The organism is Taklimakanibacter deserti (genome assembly GCA_003574785.1).
The window spans coordinates 353,892-371,034 of record QORU01000004.1; the positions used below are offsets into that span (position 1 = coordinate 353,892).

Annotated in this window: 16 protein-coding genes; 7 read left to right on the forward strand and 9 right to left on the reverse strand. The window is 64.0% G+C overall.

Features of this window, described 5'->3' with window-relative positions; genetic code table 11:
- Positions 1–81 precede the first annotated feature (81 nt).
- A complete protein-coding gene (locus DS839_RS10345) occupies positions 82–765 on the forward strand; it encodes a GNAT family N-acetyltransferase (protein WP_438816508.1) in 684 nt (227 codons plus the stop codon).
- Here DS839_RS10345 and DS839_RS10350 read toward each other — a convergent pair.
- From DS839_RS10350 to DS839_RS10365, 4 genes are read right to left on the reverse strand one after another with little or no spacing between them, the layout of a single operon-like run.
- The gene (locus DS839_RS10350) at positions 760–1,596 is read right to left on the reverse strand and encodes an N-acyl homoserine lactonase family protein (RefSeq protein ID WP_119270229.1); all 837 of its coding nucleotides are present in this window, start codon (positions 1,594–1,596) and stop codon (positions 760–762) included. The genes DS839_RS10345 and DS839_RS10350 overlap by 6 nt on opposite strands.
- Before the next feature lie 12 nt (positions 1,597–1,608).
- Positions 1,609–2,604, reverse strand: a complete 996-nt coding sequence (locus tag DS839_RS10355) for an ABC transporter permease (protein ID WP_119270230.1) — start codon at positions 2,602–2,604, stop codon at positions 1,609–1,611.
- Between the two features lie 12 nt (positions 2,605–2,616).
- Positions 2,617–4,155 (reverse strand): sugar ABC transporter ATP-binding protein, encoded by a 1,539-nt coding sequence (locus tag DS839_RS10360; RefSeq protein WP_119270231.1) that lies wholly within the window; start codon positions 4,153–4,155, stop codon positions 2,617–2,619.
- A gap of 25 nt (positions 4,156–4,180) precedes the next feature.
- Positions 4,181–5,125, reverse strand: a complete 945-nt coding sequence (locus tag DS839_RS10365; RefSeq protein WP_119270232.1) for a sugar ABC transporter substrate-binding protein — start codon at positions 5,123–5,125, stop codon at positions 4,181–4,183.
- Positions 5,126–5,281: 156 nt separating this feature from the next.
- On the opposite strand from DS839_RS10365, the gene DS839_RS10370 reads away from it, so the two are divergent.
- A complete protein-coding gene (locus tag DS839_RS10370) occupies positions 5,282–6,319 on the forward strand; it encodes a LacI family DNA-binding transcriptional regulator (RefSeq protein ID WP_119270366.1) in 1,038 nt (345 codons plus the stop codon).
- On the opposite strand, the gene DS839_RS10375 is transcribed toward DS839_RS10370, so the two are convergent.
- The 3 genes from DS839_RS10375 to DS839_RS10385 are packed head-to-tail and all read right to left on the reverse strand — an operon-like array spanning position 6,291 to position 8,550.
- Entirely contained in the window at positions 6,291–6,734 is a 444-nt protein-coding gene (locus DS839_RS10375) for a MaoC family dehydratase (protein ID WP_119270233.1), read from the reverse strand. The genes DS839_RS10370 and DS839_RS10375 overlap by 29 nt on opposite strands.
- A gap of 2 nt (positions 6,735–6,736) precedes the next feature.
- On the reverse strand, positions 6,737–7,885 hold the full coding sequence (locus DS839_RS10380; RefSeq protein ID WP_119270234.1) for an acyl-CoA dehydrogenase family protein: 1,149 nt from the start codon (positions 7,883–7,885) through the stop codon (positions 6,737–6,739).
- Positions 7,882–8,550, reverse strand: coding sequence for a TetR/AcrR family transcriptional regulator (locus DS839_RS10385; RefSeq protein WP_119270235.1), 669 nt, complete (start codon positions 8,548–8,550; stop codon positions 7,882–7,884). Before DS839_RS10385 ends, DS839_RS10380 begins: the two co-directional genes overlap by 4 nt.
- 132 nt (positions 8,551–8,682) lie before the next feature.
- Here DS839_RS10385 and DS839_RS10390 point away from each other — a divergent pair, with 132 nt between their 5' ends.
- From DS839_RS10390 to DS839_RS10415, 5 genes are all read left to right on the forward strand, one after another.
- Entirely contained in the window at positions 8,683–9,783 is a 1,101-nt protein-coding gene (locus DS839_RS10390; protein ID WP_119270236.1) for a sugar ABC transporter substrate-binding protein, read from the forward strand.
- A 305-nt stretch (positions 9,784–10,088) separates the two neighbouring features.
- Positions 10,089–11,048 (forward strand): ABC transporter permease, encoded by a 960-nt coding sequence (locus DS839_RS10400; RefSeq protein WP_368911450.1) that lies wholly within the window; start codon positions 10,089–10,091, stop codon positions 11,046–11,048.
- Complete coding sequence (locus DS839_RS10405) at positions 11,048–12,559, forward strand: sugar ABC transporter ATP-binding protein (protein ID WP_119270238.1); 1,512 nt, start codon at positions 11,048–11,050, stop codon at positions 12,557–12,559. Before DS839_RS10400 ends, DS839_RS10405 begins: the two co-directional genes overlap by 1 nt.
- Before the next feature lies 1 nt (position 12,560).
- The gene (locus DS839_RS10410; RefSeq protein ID WP_119270239.1) at positions 12,561–13,511 is read left to right on the forward strand and encodes an ABC transporter permease; all 951 of its coding nucleotides are present in this window, start codon (positions 12,561–12,563) and stop codon (positions 13,509–13,511) included.
- A 10-nt stretch (positions 13,512–13,521) separates the two neighbouring features.
- Positions 13,522–14,490: a M28 family peptidase gene (locus tag DS839_RS10415; RefSeq protein WP_119270240.1), complete on the forward strand. Its 969-nt coding sequence runs from the start codon at positions 13,522–13,524 to the stop codon at positions 14,488–14,490.
- On the opposite strand, the gene DS839_RS10420 is transcribed toward DS839_RS10415, so the two are convergent.
- Both DS839_RS10420 and DS839_RS10425 read right to left on the reverse strand, forming a co-directional pair.
- Positions 14,491–15,504, reverse strand: coding sequence for an aldo/keto reductase (locus DS839_RS10420; RefSeq protein ID WP_119270241.1), 1,014 nt, complete (start codon positions 15,502–15,504; stop codon positions 14,491–14,493).
- Positions 15,505–15,583: 79 nt separating this feature from the next.
- A complete protein-coding gene (locus tag DS839_RS10425; protein ID WP_119270368.1) occupies positions 15,584–17,140 on the reverse strand; it encodes a GMC family oxidoreductase in 1,557 nt (518 codons plus the stop codon).
- Positions 17,141–17,143 lie beyond the last annotated feature (3 nt).

Here is a 17,143-nt window from a genome sequence, read left to right on the forward strand (position 1 = left end):
TTGCCTTTCGCAAAAGGGGACCTTACTCCCGCAAGGCTCATTGGGCACAGTGACGGCCGTTGAACCACGGCGGAGATTGACGTGCCCGATATTGCGCCTGCGAGCGACCTGTCGAACTGGCAAGGTGTGTCGCGTCCCGAACGCGTGGTCCTGGACGGGCGCTATGCGCGCCTCGAGCCTTTGGACCCGGTGCGGCACGGCGCCGATCTCCTGGCCTCGGGCCGGGCGCCCGGCGCCGAAGACCGGTTTCGCTATCTTTTCGAGGAGCCGCCGACCGACAAGGCCGCCTTCACGGCTTGGCTCGAAAAAATCGCGGCCTCGCCGGATCCGATGTTCTATGCCGTCATCGACAAGAGCACCGGCCGGGCGGAAGGCCGCCAGGCGCTGATGCGCATCGATCCCGTCCACGGCGTGATCGAGGTCGGCAACATCCTCTGGGGTCCTAAGATCGCGCGCACCCGTGTGGCCACCGAAGCGCTCTATCTCTTTGCCGGCCATGCCTTCGACACCCTCGGCCATCGCCGCTTCGAATGGAAATGCAACAATCTCAACGAGCCGTCGAAGCGGGCGGCCTTGCGCTTCGGCTTCGCTTTCGAAGGCGTCTTCCGCCAGCATATGGTCACCAAGGGCAAGAACCGCGACACGGCGTGGTTCGCCATGACCGACCGGGATTGGCCCGTACTCAAGGCCGGTTACGAGAAATGGCTCGATCCCGCGAACTTCGACGCGAACGGGCAGCAGCTGGCCAGGCTCGCGCTATCATGATGCCTTGGCGATGCGGAAGCCCTCGATCTCGCGCAAGGTTGGGAATTGCGCCCAGCGCTCGGAGTCATGAAGGATGACGAGGCGTTTTAGATCGCCGCCGATCTCGCTATTGATGCGGTCCATCGTCTTGAGCTGTTCCCATATGCTCCCGACCCCATTGGCGAGCGGCACATAGACACCGTCATGCTTGTGGCCGGTGAGGTTGCGCGCTCCATAGACACAGTCGCCCGATACGACCAGGCGCCCGCGCCCCGTTTCCAGGATGACGAATTGCTGGCCGAGCGTATGGCCTTCGCCAAATCGCACATGGATGCCGGGGAGGACGTCGTCGCGATCGCCATCGAGCAGCGTCAGGCGATGCTCGACCGACGCATCGAACGCATTGCGCAGATCGTCGGGGTTGATGATGGCGGTCAGGAAGCCGAATTTGGGCGGCAGCGCCATCGCCTCTATCCAGGAGAGGATCTCGCGCTTCTGGATCCAGATATGCGCTTTGGGGAATTTTCCGATCGAGCCCATATGGTCGAAATGCGCATGCGAGACGATGATGTCGGTCACCTGCTCCGGGCCGACGCCGAGCTCGGCCAGCATCCTGAGCGGTGATATCCAATGAGGAATGCCGAATCTGACGCTCATCTCCTCGCCGATCCCCTCGCGCATGAAGCCCGTGTCGATGAGCGCGATCCGCTCGCCCCGCCGCGCCATGACGAAGGAAAACGGAAGATCGATGACGCCCGCGTCATGGGCACCATTGATCAGCCCATCCACGGGCTGGTCCTTGGAGCGGGCAAACTCGATGACATAGACGTCCCAATGCGGCGCATCCGCCATGCATAGCCTCCTTCAGTTTTCGGCCATCTGGCGGCCGAGGCTCGACAGGCCGACCGCGACGATGAGAATGGCACCTTGGAAGATATATTGTGAATAGGTCGGCGCGCCGAAGATATTGAGTCCGTTGAAGCCGAAGGCGATGATGAGGGCGCCGACGAAGGTGCCGATGATATGGAATTCGCCGTCGCGCAAGGTCGCCGAGCCGAGGAAGACGGCGGCGAAGGCCGTCAGCAGATAGCTGTCGGCCGCACTCGTCGTGCCGCTGCCGAGACGCGATGCGAGGAGAATGCCGGTCAGCGCCGCGCATATCCCTGAGACGACGAAGCCGAGGATCTTGATGCGGTCGACATTGACGCCGGCGAGCCGCGCCGCGGCGGCATTGCCGCCGACGGCCTGGATCTCCTGGCCGATGGCGCTCTTTTCGACGATAAGCCACAGCCCGCCCAGCACCACCGCCATGATGACGATGTTGTTGGGAATGCCGGCGAGCCATCGGCCGAGCGAGATCTGCAGAAAGGCCTCCGGCACGCCGGCGACGATCGGCGCTCCGCCGGAATAGGCAAAGGAGAGGCCGGTAAGAATGGTGCCGACGCCAAGGGTCGCGATCACCGAATTGACCTTGATCTTGGTGACGATCAACCCGTTGACGAGGCCGATCAGCGCCCCGGCCAGGAGGATGAGCACGATCGCCGCCGGAATGGGCAGGCCGTTGCGGACGATGAGCCCGGTGACGAGGATGCCATGCAGGCTCGCGGCAAATCCGATCGACAGATCGAGCTCGCCGATGATCACGGCCATGGTGAGCCCGCCCGCGATGATCATCGCAAGCGACGCCTGGTTGATGACATTGGTGAAGTTTCCGAGCGTCGGGAAGGCCTTGGGCGACAGGATCGAGAAAGCGAGGATCATCGCCACGAGCCCGACGATGGTGGCGTAACGCGCGAAGATGCCGAGCGCCTGTTTGGTCGATGGCGACATGCGGCGGTTGGTCAGGACAATGTCGGTCATGCGCTTTTCTCCTTACGCAGCCTTGTCGGCATAGCTTGCGGCAACGATCGATGAGCGCGAGATGCCTTGCCCTTCGAGCTCGGCGACGATGCGGCCGTCGGCCATGACCAGGACGCGGTCGCAGAGATCGGGCAATTCGTCGGACTCGGACGAGATCACCAGGACGGCCATGCCCTTGCCGGCAAGCGCGCGGATCAGCCTATGGATCTCGGCGCGGGCGCCAATGTCGACGCCGCGCGTCGGCTCGTCGAGAATGAGGATTTGCGGCGCGCGCCTGAGCCAGCGGCCGATGACGACCTTTTGCTGGTTTCCGCCGGAAAGCCGTCCGACCGGCGCGTTGATGCCCGCGGTCTTGATGGCGAGCTCGCGCACCGTGTCCTGCGCCAATTGGTTGCGCTTCTTCGCGCTGATCACCGGCAGCGCCGATGAAAAACACAGGCTCGCGAGATTGGCGAGCGAGAGATTGAAGGCGACGCTCTTGGTGAGAAGCAGGCCTTCGGCCCGCCGCTCCTCCGGAACCAGCCCGATGCCGGCCCTGAAGGCATCCGTCGAATGGCGCGGCGCGAAAGCCTTGCCATTCATCGTCATGGCGCCGGAATCGATGCGGTCGGCGCCATAGACGAGGCGCGCCAGCTCGCTGCGCCCGGAACCAACGAGGCCGCCAATGCCCAGCACTTCGCCCTGATGCAGCGTGAAGGATACGCCATTGACCTTCGGCTGGCGCGTGAGGCCCGACACCGACAGGACCGGCGCACCTTTGGCGCTCTTACGCTCGATCGACGGGGCCGAAGCCTCGCTATGGCCGACGATGGCCTCGACCAGCATCTCGCGGCTGAGCTTGGCCCGCTCATGGCAGGCGACCGAGGCGCCATCGCGGAAGACGCTGACGCGCTGGCAGAGGCTGAGTATCTCGCTCAAGCGGTGCGACACATAAAGGACGGCGACGCCCGACGCGGCAAGATCCCTGATGATGGCGAACAGCCGCTCGCATTCGCTGGCCGAGAGCGAGGCCGTCGGCTCGTCCATGACGATGAGGCGCGCTTTGTGGACCAAAGCGCGGCAGATGCTGACCAGCCAGCTTTCCGCCGTCGACAGGTGGCGCACTTTCACATCGAGAGGCACTCTGAGGCCGACCCTCTCCGCGATCGGCTTCACATCACCGGCGATCGCCGGCCAGTCGACCAGCCCGAAACGCGTCTTCTTGGGCAAGCCCAGCATGATGTTCTCGATGACCGTCATCGTCGGTACCAGCGCCAGGTCCTGATGGATGAAGCTCATGCCGAGCTGGCTCGCGCGATGTGGGGTCTCGATCGAGACCCGAGTGCCGTCGATGCGTATCTCGCCGCCATCCGGCTGGACGAGGCCGGCGAGGACACGGATCAGCGTCGACTTGCCGGCGCCATTGGCGCCGACAAGACCATGCACTTCCCCGTTTCTGACCTCGATCGAGACGCCTTTCAGCGCCTGGGCGCCGCCAAACGCCTTGCTGATGCTTGCAGCCGACAGGAACGGCCGTGCCGCCGATGCTCCCGCATGAGAACTATCAAACATCGCGGCAGGCACTCTCCCTCGATCTCTACTTGATGGCGTCCGGATGATCCTTGAGGAACTGCTCGACGGTGTCCTTGGTGACGACGACGGCGGGGACCTCGGCGGCCTTGGGCTGCCAGCCGTCACCGGCCTTTTTGATCTCGTCCAGCATCTTCACCATGTTGTAGCCTTCGGAAAAGCTGTCCTGCCAGGCGGTCGCCGTCATATGGCCGTTCTTGATGTTCTCGAGCGCCTGGGCATTGCCGTTGATGCCATAGACCTTCACATCGTCGCGTCCCTGGGCGCGCAGCGATCCGATGGCGCCGATGGCAGGATCGTCCCAGCAGCCCCAGATGGCAAGCGCCTCATCGCCTTGCGGATGCGAGGTGAGCCAGGCATTGGCATATTGCGCCCCGTCCTCGAAATAGCCAGGTATGCGCACTTCGTTCTTGGTGACGGTGATGTCGGGATGCTTCTTGAGAATCTCGTCCATCACTACTTCGCGGTTCCGGCAGACTTCGCCGGTGCGATAGGTGAGTGCCAAGAGGCCGCCCTTGCCCTTCATCTCTTCGACCATCATCTCGACGATCGGCGTCGCCATCGGTCCGCCCGAGCCATTGGTGGCGGCAACCGTACCGCCGAGGCCCCCACCCCAGGTGACGACGGGAATGCCGGCACTCTTCGCCGCATCGAGCCCGGCGCCGATCGAGGACACTGGAAACACCATGTCGATGATCGCGTGGGCGCCGCGCTGGGCAAAATTCTGGATACCGGCGTTGGCCTGGTCGGCACTGCCGGCGGCGTCGATGACCGACACTTCCCAGCCGAGCTCGCCTGCGGCTTTCTCGGCACCTTTGATGTAGCGCACATTGTTCGCTTCGGTCGCCGCGATCGACACGATGCCGATCAGCGGCTTGTCGGCCGCCGCCAGATGAGCCGTTCCCCATCCCAGGCCCAAGGCAAAGGCGCACAGAGCAATCGTCTGTCTCATTTTATCCTCCCATACGGCTATCGTTATTGAGTCAGCAAACGTTACCTAACCGTTTCGATAGAATTCCCGATCCATCGACGGCGATCAAGCAATATTTTGCCTAGACAAGCCATTTTTAATCGGCACAATGCAGCTAAACGATTAGTTGAGTGGATGATGGCAACGATCAGGGATGTCGCGAAGGCTGCCGGAGTATCCACAGCGACCGTCTCGGCCGTTGTGAATGACTCAGCCTATGTGAGCCCCGAGCTCAGGGCCCGCGTCGAGGCCGCCGTGCGCGAGCTCAACTATGCGCCCTCCATGGTGGCGCGAAACCTGAAGCGCGGCAGAAGCCAGCTCATCGCCATTGTCGTCGCGGATCTGGCCAACCCGTTCTTCAGCCGCATGGTTTGCCTTGCCGAGGCCGCCGCCGCGGCCTGGGGCTACTCGCTTGTCGTCTTCAACAGCGACGAGAAGCCGGAAGCCGAGAAAGGTATCCTGTCGCGCATCCGCATGCTGTCCTGCGACGGCATCGTGCTGGTGCCGGTCGGCGAGACGGCGCCGCCCATGCGCGATCAAGGCGGCAAGGCCATACCCACCGTGATGTTCGGCCGCACCGTCGACGACCGCCGCTCCGACACAGTGACGATCGACAATGTCTCGGCCGGGCGCCAGGCCACGAATTATCTGCTCGATCTCGGCCACCGCCGGATCGGCTCGATCACCGGCCCCTTGCAGCTCACGACCGGGCGCGGACGCCATGACGGGATGATGCAGGCCTTGCACGCGCGGAATGTGACACCGCTTCCCCATCACATCCGCTCCGGCGAATTCCGCGAAGGCACGGCCTATTCCGTGGCGCGCGAGATATTGGAGGGCAAGGACCGTCCGACCGCTCTCTATGTCGCCAATGGCGTGATGGCCTTGGGACTGATGCGCGCTTTGTCCGATCTGGGCCTCCGATGCCCGGAGGATATTTCGATCGCCTCCACCGACACCATTCCCGGCATCGGCGGCTTGCGCCCGCGCCTCACCCGCACCGAGCATCCGCTGGGCGACATGGTCAACGAGGCCTTCCGGCTCCTTCTCGACCGGATCACCAACGGCATGCCGCCCGCACCGCGCAATGTCGTGTTCCAGCCCACTCTCGTCGTCGGCGAAAGCTGCGCGCCGGTGCTGTCGCATGTCATTCCCGGCGTACCAGCCACTTCATGATGTGGATGGCAGCGGCAACCACTTCCCCTTGCTCGTTCAGCACCTCGACCGTGGCCGTGGTCCGGCTTTTCTCGATTTCACAGCCCGTGACGGCATAGGTCACCGTGATCGTATCGCCGATGAACACCGGCTTCAGGAACCTGACCCGGTCATAGCCGAGCGAGACGGGATAGAAGCCCGCATCATCGCCCGTAATTTTTTCGGCGATCATGGTCGAGGCGCGCGACATATAGCCGACCAGCAAGGCGCCATGCGCGATGCGCCTCCCATACTGTGTTTGGCGCATGAACTGCTCATCGACATGGTTCGGCGCGAAGTCGCCGGTAATGCCGGCAAAGAGATAGACATCGCTTTCCGACACCGTCTTGCGGAAGGAGACGCGCTGCCCGACCGCGGCCTCGAGCTCCTTTTCCATCGTCAGGCCTTCAGCAACTCGCGCGCGATGATCGTGCGCTGGATCTGGTTGGTGCCTTCATAGATCTGGGTGATCTTGGCATCGCGATAGAGCCGCTCCACTTCGAAGCCGCGGATATAGCCCGAGCCGCCGAAAACCTGCACCGCATTGGCGGCGTGCTGGACGGCGATATCGCCGGCGAAGCATTTGGCGATGGCGCAGTCCATCGTGGCGGGAAGACCCGCATCCATCGTCATGGCGGCGCGCTGCACCAAAGCGCGCGCCGCGGTGATGTCCTTCTTCATGTCGGCGAGCAGCCATTGCAGCCCCTGGTTCTCGACGATCGCCTTGCCGAACTGCTTGCGCGTCCGCGCATAGTCGACCGCGGCCTCGAGCCCCGCTTGCGCGATGCCGATGGCGAGCGCTGCGATGCCGATGCGCCCCTTGTCGAGCACGCTCATCATGATGTGGAAGCCGCGGTTGAGCTGGCCCAGAAGCGCATCCTCGGCCAACGCCACCTCGTCGAAATGAAGCGCCCCGACCGGCGAGGCGCGCTGGCCCATCTTCTTTTCCTTCTTGCCGCGCGAGACGCCTTTGGCGCCGAGATCGACGATGAAGATCGACATGCCGCGATTGCCGGCTTGTGGATCGGTGCGCGCCAGCACATAGGCGAAATCGGCGACAGGCGCATTGTGGATCCACATCTTGGTGCCGGAGAGCCGGAAGCCCGCACCGTCGCGCCGGGCTGTCGTCTTGATACCCGACACATCGGTGCCGGCCTCGGCTTCGGTGATGCAATAGGCGACGCGCTTGCGCGCGGCGAGCACGTCGCCCAGATACTTCGCGCGCTGCGCTGCGCTGCCATGAGCGGAAAGCAGCGTGCCGATGAGCTCGACCAGGCCGCATTGATCGGCGATCGAGGCATAGCCGCGCGACAGTTCTTCCATCACCAGCGCATAGGAAAGCGTATCGAGCCCGGCGCCGCCATAATCGGCCGGGACCGTGATGCCGAACAGGCCGAGGCTTGCCATCTCCTCATAGAGATCGGCGGGGAAGGCTTCGCTCTCATCGAGGTCGGCCGCGCGCGGGCGTATGCGGTCATCGGCGAAGCGCCGCGCCGTTTCGCCGATCTGCGCATAGACATCGGCCTCGAGCCGGGGGGTCAGGATCATGGCATCCTCCGCACCAGCCTCAGGATCGTCTCGAGATTGAAGGCAAGGCGGGCTTCGAGATTCTCGGGCGCCATGAAATCGCGGTCGAACAGGATCGAGCCGGTGAAGCGGTTGGTGAGATAATAATAGCCGATGGCCGCGATGGTGATGTTGAGCTGCACCGGATCGATGTTTTCGCGGAACTCGCCGGCGGCCACGCCGCGATCGAGGATCGATTTCACCATCGGCACGAATTTCCCGCTCACCTTGCGCAAGGCCTCCGACGTCTTGAGATGCCGGGCACGATGCAGGTTGGCGCTGTTGACGAGCGACAGGAATTCGGGATGTTCGAGATAATAGCTCCAGGTGAAGCGCACCAGGGTTGTGAGCGCCTCGGTCGGCTTAAGCGCGTCGAGATTGAGCCTCTGCTCGGCGGCGCGGATATCGGCATAGGCCGCTTCGAGCACCGCGGTGAACAGCAATTCCTTGCTGCCGAAATAATGATAGATCATGCGCTGGTTGGATTTGGAGCGCCTGGCGATCTCATCCACCCTGGCGCCGCCCAGGCCTTTGCGGCCGAACTCGGCGGTGGCGGCGGCGAGGATCCGCTTACGCGTCAGATCCGCATCGCGCGGCCGAGGCGCCGGCCGGCTCGCCGCGGCGGCCTCAGCGGTTGGCGTAATCATCGATAACATCCTGTAACAAAACACTTATTTCAAGCATCGCCGTCCTGGGCGCTGGTCTTCAGCAGCGCCTTGACTCCATCGTAGAATGCAGTAACTATTTAGTGCAGTAAAGCAAGAAATGGGAGGATTGGAATGACTGCCGGGAAACCGTATTCGTCTTTATTGAAGCCGCGTCTCGATCGCCGTTCTGTGTTGAAGGGAGCCCTGGGTGCCGCCGCTGTGGGCAGCCTGGGAAGCGCCTTCCCGATGCCGGCCATCGCCCAGGAGACGACCTGGACTCTCGCCAACTCCATGCGCTCGGTCGCCAATCCCTATCATGCGACCTTCGCCAAGGGCGGCGAGGAGTTCGCCAAGACGATCGGCGCCAAATATGAGACGCTGGTCACCGAGGGCAATTCCGAGAAGGGCATTTCCGACATCAAGGCCCTGCTCCAGCGCACCGGCGGCAAGCTCATCCTCAATGTCGATCCCAACGACTCGCCCGATGCCCGCGTCATCGTCGAGGAAGTGAAGAAGGCGGGCGGCTTCGTCGTCACGCAATGGAACAAGCCGGACGATCTCCACCCCTGGGACTTCGACCCGAACTACGTGGCGCATATGTCCTTTGACGGCGTGCCGACGGCGGAAGCGATCGCCACCGAGCTGTTCAACGCTTTCGGCGGCGAAGGCGGCATCGTGGCCTTGGGCGGCATCCTCTCCAACGTGCCCGCCATCGAGCGCAAGCTCGGCCTCGACAACGCCATCGCCAAGACCAACGGCAAGGTGAAGCTGCTCGACTTCCAGCCGGCCGACTGGAACGAGCAGAAGGCTTTCGACATCACCCAGGCCTGGATCACGCGCTTCGGCGATGAGATCAAGGGCATCTTCGCCGCCAATGACGGCATGGGCATGGGTGCGCTCGAGGCTTTGCGCCAGAACAGCCTCGCCGGGAAGGTGCCGGTCGTCGGCATCGACGGCATCGATGCCGCGGTCAAGGCGATCGAGGCAGGCGAGTTCGCCGGCACGGTCGCCTGGGATCCCTTGTGGACGGGCGGCATGGGGCTAGCCATCCCCTACGCCCACGTCACCGGCAAGATCGACATCACCAAGGAGCCCAAGGAACATCGCGAGTTCTACGGCACCGGCATCATCGTCACCAAGGCGACGGTCGCCGATTACAAGGCCAATCCGCCCAAGGTCGATTTCAACGACCTGTGGGGCAAATCGACTGGCCAGATCCAGTATCGCAGCTGAACGTGTTACACGTAGCAAACATCTAACCAGTTCCCCCTCTCCCGTTGCGAAGCAATGGGAGAGGGTGGCCGACCTTGCTCCGCCGAAGCGAGGAAACTATGCTCCGCCGAAACGAAGCTTGAGCTTCGCGAAGGCGAGAGGCCGGGTGAGGGCTCTTTGCCTCAGCAGGGAATACTCGTTGAGGTCAGAGTGCAATTGCACGAAAGAGCCCTCATCCGCCCTTCGGGCACCTTCTCCCACGCTGATGCGCGGGAGAAGGGGGAAACCTTGTGGGAGAGGGAAAGCGTTTGAGGACTGCTGCTTCGTTGAATGGCGGCCTTTTCGCGCAATGGCGCAAATGGGCACCGCTCGCGGTGCTCCTGGCGCTGTGCATCCTCATCAGCCTGTTCAACGGCAATTTCCTCACCCTCGGAAATTTCATCCGCCTGCTCAATTCCGCCGCCATCCCGCTCGTGCTGTGCATGGGCGCTACCTTCATCATCCTGATGGGGAGCATCGATCTCTCCGTCGAAGGCATCGTCGCCTTGACGGCGGTGATGGCGAGCCTTCTCGTCGCCAATGATATCAGCCCTTACGCCATCGGCCTCTTCGCCGTTCCGATCGCCGTCGCGGCGGGCGGCGCCATGGGCTTCCTCAATGGCCTCTTGCATGTGAAGCTCAAGACGCCCTCCTTCATGACGACCTTGGGCGTGGGCTTCGCCGGGGTCGGCATCGCCATGGCCGTGCTTGCCGGCGACACGGTGCGCATATCCGACCAGACCTTCCGCTTTCTCTCGCTCGGCCGCTTCTTCGGCGTGCCGATGGCGGTATGGATCGCGCTCTTGGCCGTAGCCTGCGCCTTTGTCATCCAGGAGCGCACACGACTCGGCCGTTGGCTCTATGCCATTGGCACCGACGAGGTGACGGCCCGCCATGCCGGCATCCCGATCGAGCGCACCCGCATCGTCATCTTCACCGTCGCCGGCTTGTTCTATGGCTTGGGCGGCGTGCTGTCGGCGGCGCAATTCGGCCAGGGCCACGCGCTCATCAGCCAGGGCCGCCTCTTCACCACCATCACCGCCGTGGTCGTCGGCGGCACCGCGCTTTCGGGCGGCGTCGGCTCGGTGCTCAATTCCGTCATCGGGGTGCTGATCGTCGTCGTGCTCTCCAACGGCCTGGTGCTCATGGGCGTCGAGCCGTATGTGCAGCAGGGCGTGCAGGGCCTTCTCATCATCGCCGCCGTGGCGCTCGCCCTCGACCGCTCGCGTCTCGATGTGGTGAAGTGATGCAGCCTGTCCTCGAACTGCGCCAAGTCTCGAAATCCTTTCCGGGGGTGAAGGCTCTCGACAATGTGTCCATGGCCATCGGCAAGGGCGAGGTCTTGGGGCTGATCGGTGAGAACGGCGCCGGCAAGTCGTCTTTGCTCAAGGTGCTGAACGGCATCTACCAACCCGATGAAGGCGAGCTGCGCGTCAATGGACTGCCGGTGAAAATTACCTCGCCGCGGCGCGCCTTCGATTCGGGTATCGCCATGGTGTTCCAGGAGCAATCCATCCTGCCGACGCTCACGGTCGCCGAGAACATCTTCCTGGGCCGCGAAGAGGAATTCATCCGCTATGGGCTCATCTCCAAGGCGCGCATGAACGAGGCGGCGGCCGTCGAATTGGCGAAGGTCCGGCTCGACTGCCATCCGGCGACGCGCTCGGCCGATCTCTCCTTCGCCGACCGCCAGATGGTCGAGATCGCCAAGGCGCTCTCCCTCGACAGCCGCATCAAGGGCGACATCACCATCCTGCTCGACGAGCCGACCTCGGTGCTCGAGAAGAAGGAGGTCGACCTCCTGTTCGAGATCGTGAAGGACCTGAAGCAGCGCGCCTCCATCGTCTTCATCTCGCATCGCCTCGAAGAGGTGCTCGAGATCTCCGACCGCGTCCATGTCATGCGCGACGGCAAGGTGGTGAAGGAGCTCGCTGCCGGGGAGGCGACGGTCAAGGACCTGCATCAGCATATGGTCGGCCGCCAGCTGCATCATGAATATTACCGCGAGGCGCGCCAGGCTCGAGCCTCCGCCAAGGCCGTCCTCGAATGCCGCGATCTCGGCAAGGACGGCGCCTTCCGGAATATCAGCTTTGCGCTGCATGAAGGCGAGATCATCGGCATTGCCGGGGTGATCGGCTCGGGCCGCGAGGACCTCGCCCGCTGTCTCGCGGGCCACGTGCCCGCCGATGAGGGAACGCTTGCCGTGAATGGCGGGGCCGTCCGGTTCAGCGCCGCTCATGACGCGACCGCCAAGGGCATCGGGCTTTTGCCGAGTGAGCGCAAGATCGAAGGCCAGGTCGCGGTCTTCAGCGTCGCCGAGAACATGACGCTCGCCGCACTGCCCAAATTCGTTTCAGGCGGCATCATTCGTTTCGATGCCGAGCGCGCCGTCGCCCGGGACTGGATCGGCCGGCTCAAGATCAAGACGCCGTCCACCGCCACGATGGTGGGCAGCCTGTCCGGCGGCAACCAGCAGAAGGTGGTCCTCGCCAAGTGGCGCATCGCGGGGGTGAGGGTGCTGATCCTCGACCATCCGACGCGCGGCATCGATGTCGGCGCCAAGGAGGACGTCTATGAGCTCATCCGCGACATGACGGCTGAGGGCCTTGCCGTCATCCTGCTCGGCGACACGCTCGAGGAGGTGATCGGCCTCTCCAACCGCATCCTGGTGATGCGCGACGGCGAGGTGACCGCCACTTTCGAGGCCCCGCCCGGCAACAAGCCGGCGCAGGTCGATCTCATCCGGCACATGGTGTGACATGACGGAGAAGCACCAGGCCGCGCTCCAGACCTTCCTGCCGCTCATCGTGCTGGCGGGCCTCGTGCTCGCGGTCGGCGCCTATGATCCGACCTTTTTCTCCATCGGCAATCTGATGACGGTGACCGCCGATACCATGACGCTGTTCCTCATGGCGTCGGGCGTCACCATCGTCATCATGATGGGCGGCATCGACCTCTCGGTGCAGGCGGTGGCTTCGATGACGAGCTGCATCCTTGCCGCCTACTTGCAGCATTACGGCGTCCTCGCCATTCCCTTGGCCGTGCTGGGCGGCATGATCGCCGGCTTTGCCGGCGGCATCGTATCGACCAGGCTGCGCATCCCGTCCTTCATCGCGACGCTCGCGGTGAGCGGTGTCGTGACCAGCGCCGGCTATTGGTTCTCGGGCACGCGCTCCATCAACATCCCGGCCGAATTGCGCGACAGCTATCTCGGCTGGGCGGTCGGCGACACGCTGGGCGTGCCGCATGAGATCTGGGTCGGCGCCTTCTTTCTCATCCTGCTCAGCGCCATCCTGCAATTGACGCCTTTCGGCCGGCTGGTGCGCGGCATCGGCGCCCAGGAGCGCGCGGTCATCGCCTCCGGCATCAATGTCGAGCGCACCAAGATCCTGGGCTACACGCTCTCCGGCACCATGGCCGGCATTGCCGGCATCGTCATGGCGGCCCGATTGGGCTCGGGCTCGCCGACCTTGGCCAGCGAATTCCTGCTGCCGGCCATCGCCTCGATCGTCGTCGGCGGCACCGCCATCACCGGCGGCGTCGGCTCGATCTGGCGCACCTTCGTAGGCGCACTCATCGTCCAGGTGGTGCGCATCGGCATGACCTTCATGGGCGTCTCGGTCTTCGCCCAGCAGATCGTCTTCGGCTTCATCCTGGTGGCCGCGGTCGCCATCACCATGGACCGTGCTAAGGTCCTCGTCATCAAATAGGATGACTCGGATGAAGACGGCTTTCTTCGCGGCAATGCTGGTCATCGCATTGGCATTGCTTGCGCTCTACTGGATTACGACTCAGCCGCTGGTGCGGCCGATAGCGCTGACCGCACCTTCGGTGTCGGTTGAGCGTCTGCAAGCTCATGTACGGATGCTGAGCCAGACCTTGCATCCGCGCAGCATCGAGAACCTGGCGAATCTGGAAGCCGCGGCCGACTATATAAGCAAGGAGTTCACCGCTTCCGGCGGCAGTGTCGGCGACCAATGGTTCGAAGACCAAAGCGAAAAGTTTCGCAATGTGATCGCCCGCTTCGGTCCCGACGAGGGACCGCTCTTGGTCATCGGCGCCCATTACGATTCATTCGAGGCGACGCCCGGCGCCGATGACAATGCCAGCGGAGTCGCCGGCCTGATCGAGCTGGCCCATCTGCTCGGCCGCCACCCTCCGCTCCGGCCGGTCGAGCTCGTCGCCTATACGACGGAGGAGCCACCGCATTTCCGCAATGAGTCGATGGGAAGCGCCCAGCATGCGCGATCGCTCAGGGCCGTCGGCCGCGAGGTCTCGCTCATGCTCTCGCTTGAGATGATCGGCTGGTTCGATGACACGCCGGACAGCCAGGCCTATCCCCTTCCCGGCATGAGCCTCCTCTATTCCGACCGGGGCGATTTCATCGCCATCATCGGCCGCTTCGGCGATTGGGCGCAGGCCCGCAAGGCGAAAGCGGCGATGCTGGGCGCAAGCGACCTGCCGGCATTCTCGATGAACACCTCGGTCTTGATTCCGGGCGTCGACCTCTCAGACCATCGCAGCTACTGGAACGAGGGCTATCCTGCGCTCATGATCACCGACACGGCCTTCTACCGCAACCCGCATTATCACGGGGCCGGTGATACCTATGACAAGCTCGACTACCGTCGGATGGCGCAAGTGGTGCAAGGGGTGTTCGCCGTGGTTCAATCCTATTCAGGCCGGTGATCAGGGCGTCGGCGCGTCCTCACGCAGAAGCCGCGCTTGCTTCAGCTCCTGCCAGAACTCGCTTGGGACCGGATGGCCGATCCAGGCGATATTCTGCTCCATTTGCGCGACGGTGCGCGTTCCCGGCACATGTACGGCGATGGCCGGATGGGCAAGCAGGAACTGCAAGGCCGCCGCCGGCAGCGGCACCTTGTGGCGGGCGCAGACCACTTCGATCTGCGCGACCTTCTCCATGATCGGCTGCGGTGCCGGCGCATAATTATATTTGGCGCCGGGGACGGCGCCAGTCGCGAGGATGCCGCTATTGAGCCCGCCGCCGATGACGACCGCCGCATTGCGCTTCTCGCAAAGCGGCAGGAACGCGTCGAGCGATTCCTGCTCGAGCAGCGTGTAGCGCCCGGCGAGGAGGAAGCAGTCGAAGTCGCCCTGCTTCAGCGCCTCGTGGCAGACCTGCCATTCATTGACGCCGACCCCGATCGCCTTGACGACGCCCTCCTCGCGCAGCTTGAGCAGTGCCCGATAGCAGCCTTTCATGGCCTCCTTGAAATAGATGGCCTGCTGCTTGGCGCCGTGCGTGAACACGTCACAATCATGGATGAAGGCGATGTCGATCCGCTCGATCGCCATGCGCTGCAGCGTGTTTTCGAGCGAGCGCATGGCGCCGTCATAGGAATAGTCGAATTCGATCGCGAAGGGGGCCGCATCGACCCAGGGCGCAAAATCGATGCTTTCGCGGGGCGCAGGCTGCAGCAGCCGTCCGACCTTGGAGGAGACGACATAATCCTTGCGGTTCTTCCAGCGCAGCGCCTGGCCCAGGCGCAATTCCGAAAGCCCGTGGCCGTAGAGCGGCGCCGTGTCGAAATAGCGGATGCCCGCGGCCCAGGCCCGTTCGATCATGGCGGCCGCCGTCTCCTCGCTGATCGGTTTCAGGAAATTGCCGATCGGTGCCGCACCGAACCCCATGTCGGTGACGGTGAGATCGGCGCGCCCGAATTTGCGCTGCTTGATGGCCATCTTTGCCGGTCCTCCTGCTTCCCTCTCTCCACGCTAGTGTAAGTAACTAGATGGTGCAATAGGAACCGGTTTACTGCGGCTACTTTGCGCCCGCCGCCATCGCCTGGCGCGCGAAGGTCTCGGCAATGGCGAGGATAGCGGCGTGGATCGGGCCCGCCGTCAGGCTCGGGATGACCGACCCGTCGACGATATGGAGATTGTCCAATCCCCTGAGCTTCAGATCGGCATCGACCACCGAGCGCTGGTCGCGCCCCATGCGGCACGTGCCGCAGGGATGATGATGGGTGATGGCGGCCTCGGCGATGAAGCGATCGATGTCCGCCTGTGTCGCGAGCGGACCAGGCAGCACTTCGCGCTCGCGCCAATCATCGAGTTCGGGCCGGTGACCGATCTCGCGCGCGGCGGCAAGCGCCTTGCGGAACAGGCCGCGGTCGTGCTCGGTCTGCAGATAGGCCGGATCGATGCGCAGCCGGTCGCTAGGCTCCGGCCCCGTTACGCTGAGGCTGCCGCGGCTCGTGGGATTGGTCACGCCGAAGAGAAGCGAATAGGCCGTTCCGGCAGCCATCGGCGTGAAGCGCTCCGATACGATCGGCGCGATGCCACAGCCGACGACGATCTCCGGACGCCCGCCGCCTGAGAAATCGCCTTCATGCATATAGGCCATGGACTCGGAATGCTGCAGCCTCGACGCCGGCACTGCGCGCCGCGCGGCATAGAGATTGCCCGCCCCCAGCAAGTGATCCTGCAGATTGCGGCCGAGATCCGGCGCGGCGATCCGGCAGGCGATGCCGGCTTCGGTAAGGACATCGGCCGGCCCTATCCCTGAGCGCATGAGCAGCGCCGGGCTTTCGATCGCCCCGGCACTGAGGATGACCAGGTCCGCCGCGATCTCGGCGGGCCCGTCCGGGCCAGTCGCTTCCAGCGCCGCGACGCGGCTTCCCGCAAGCTTCAGGCGCCGGACGAGAACGCCTTGGAGGATCGACAAATTTTTCCGCTGGCGCACCGCAGGCGTCAGCCAGGCATCCGCCACGGTCACGCGCCGGCCGTCGCGGATGGTGAGCGCGTTCGGCGTCACGCCGACCATTTCACCGGTGTTGTGACCGGAGATCCGCGGCAGGCCAAGTGCCGCCCCCGCCGCGATGAAGGCGCGTGCGACGGGACTTACTTCTTCATCCGGCAGAAGCACCGGCAGCGGCCCGCCTTTGCCATGCACGCCGTCGCCGCCGAGACTGTGGTCCTCGATCGCCATGAAGACCGGCAGAAGCCCTTCCCAGCTCCAGCGCGCATCGCCGGTCGCCTCGACCCAAGCGGCGAAGTCCGCCGGATGGCCGCGCATATGGCCCATGGCATGAAGGCAGCTCGACCCGCCCAGCACGCGCCCGCGGGGCCAGGCATGGCTGCGCCCGGCCGTGCCGGCTTGCGGCTCGGTGCGATAACTCCAGTCGTAGTCGCGCCCCTGCAACAACGGCCATGCCGCAGGCTTCCAGATGTCGGGATCGGTGGGCTCGCCGCCGGCTTCGATCAGCGCCACCTGGCGCGCCGGGTCCTCGCTGAGGCGGGCGGCAAGCAAAGCGCCGGCGGAGCCGCCGCCGACGATCGCCACATCATACCGAATCGTCGGACTGCCGCTTGTCATCAC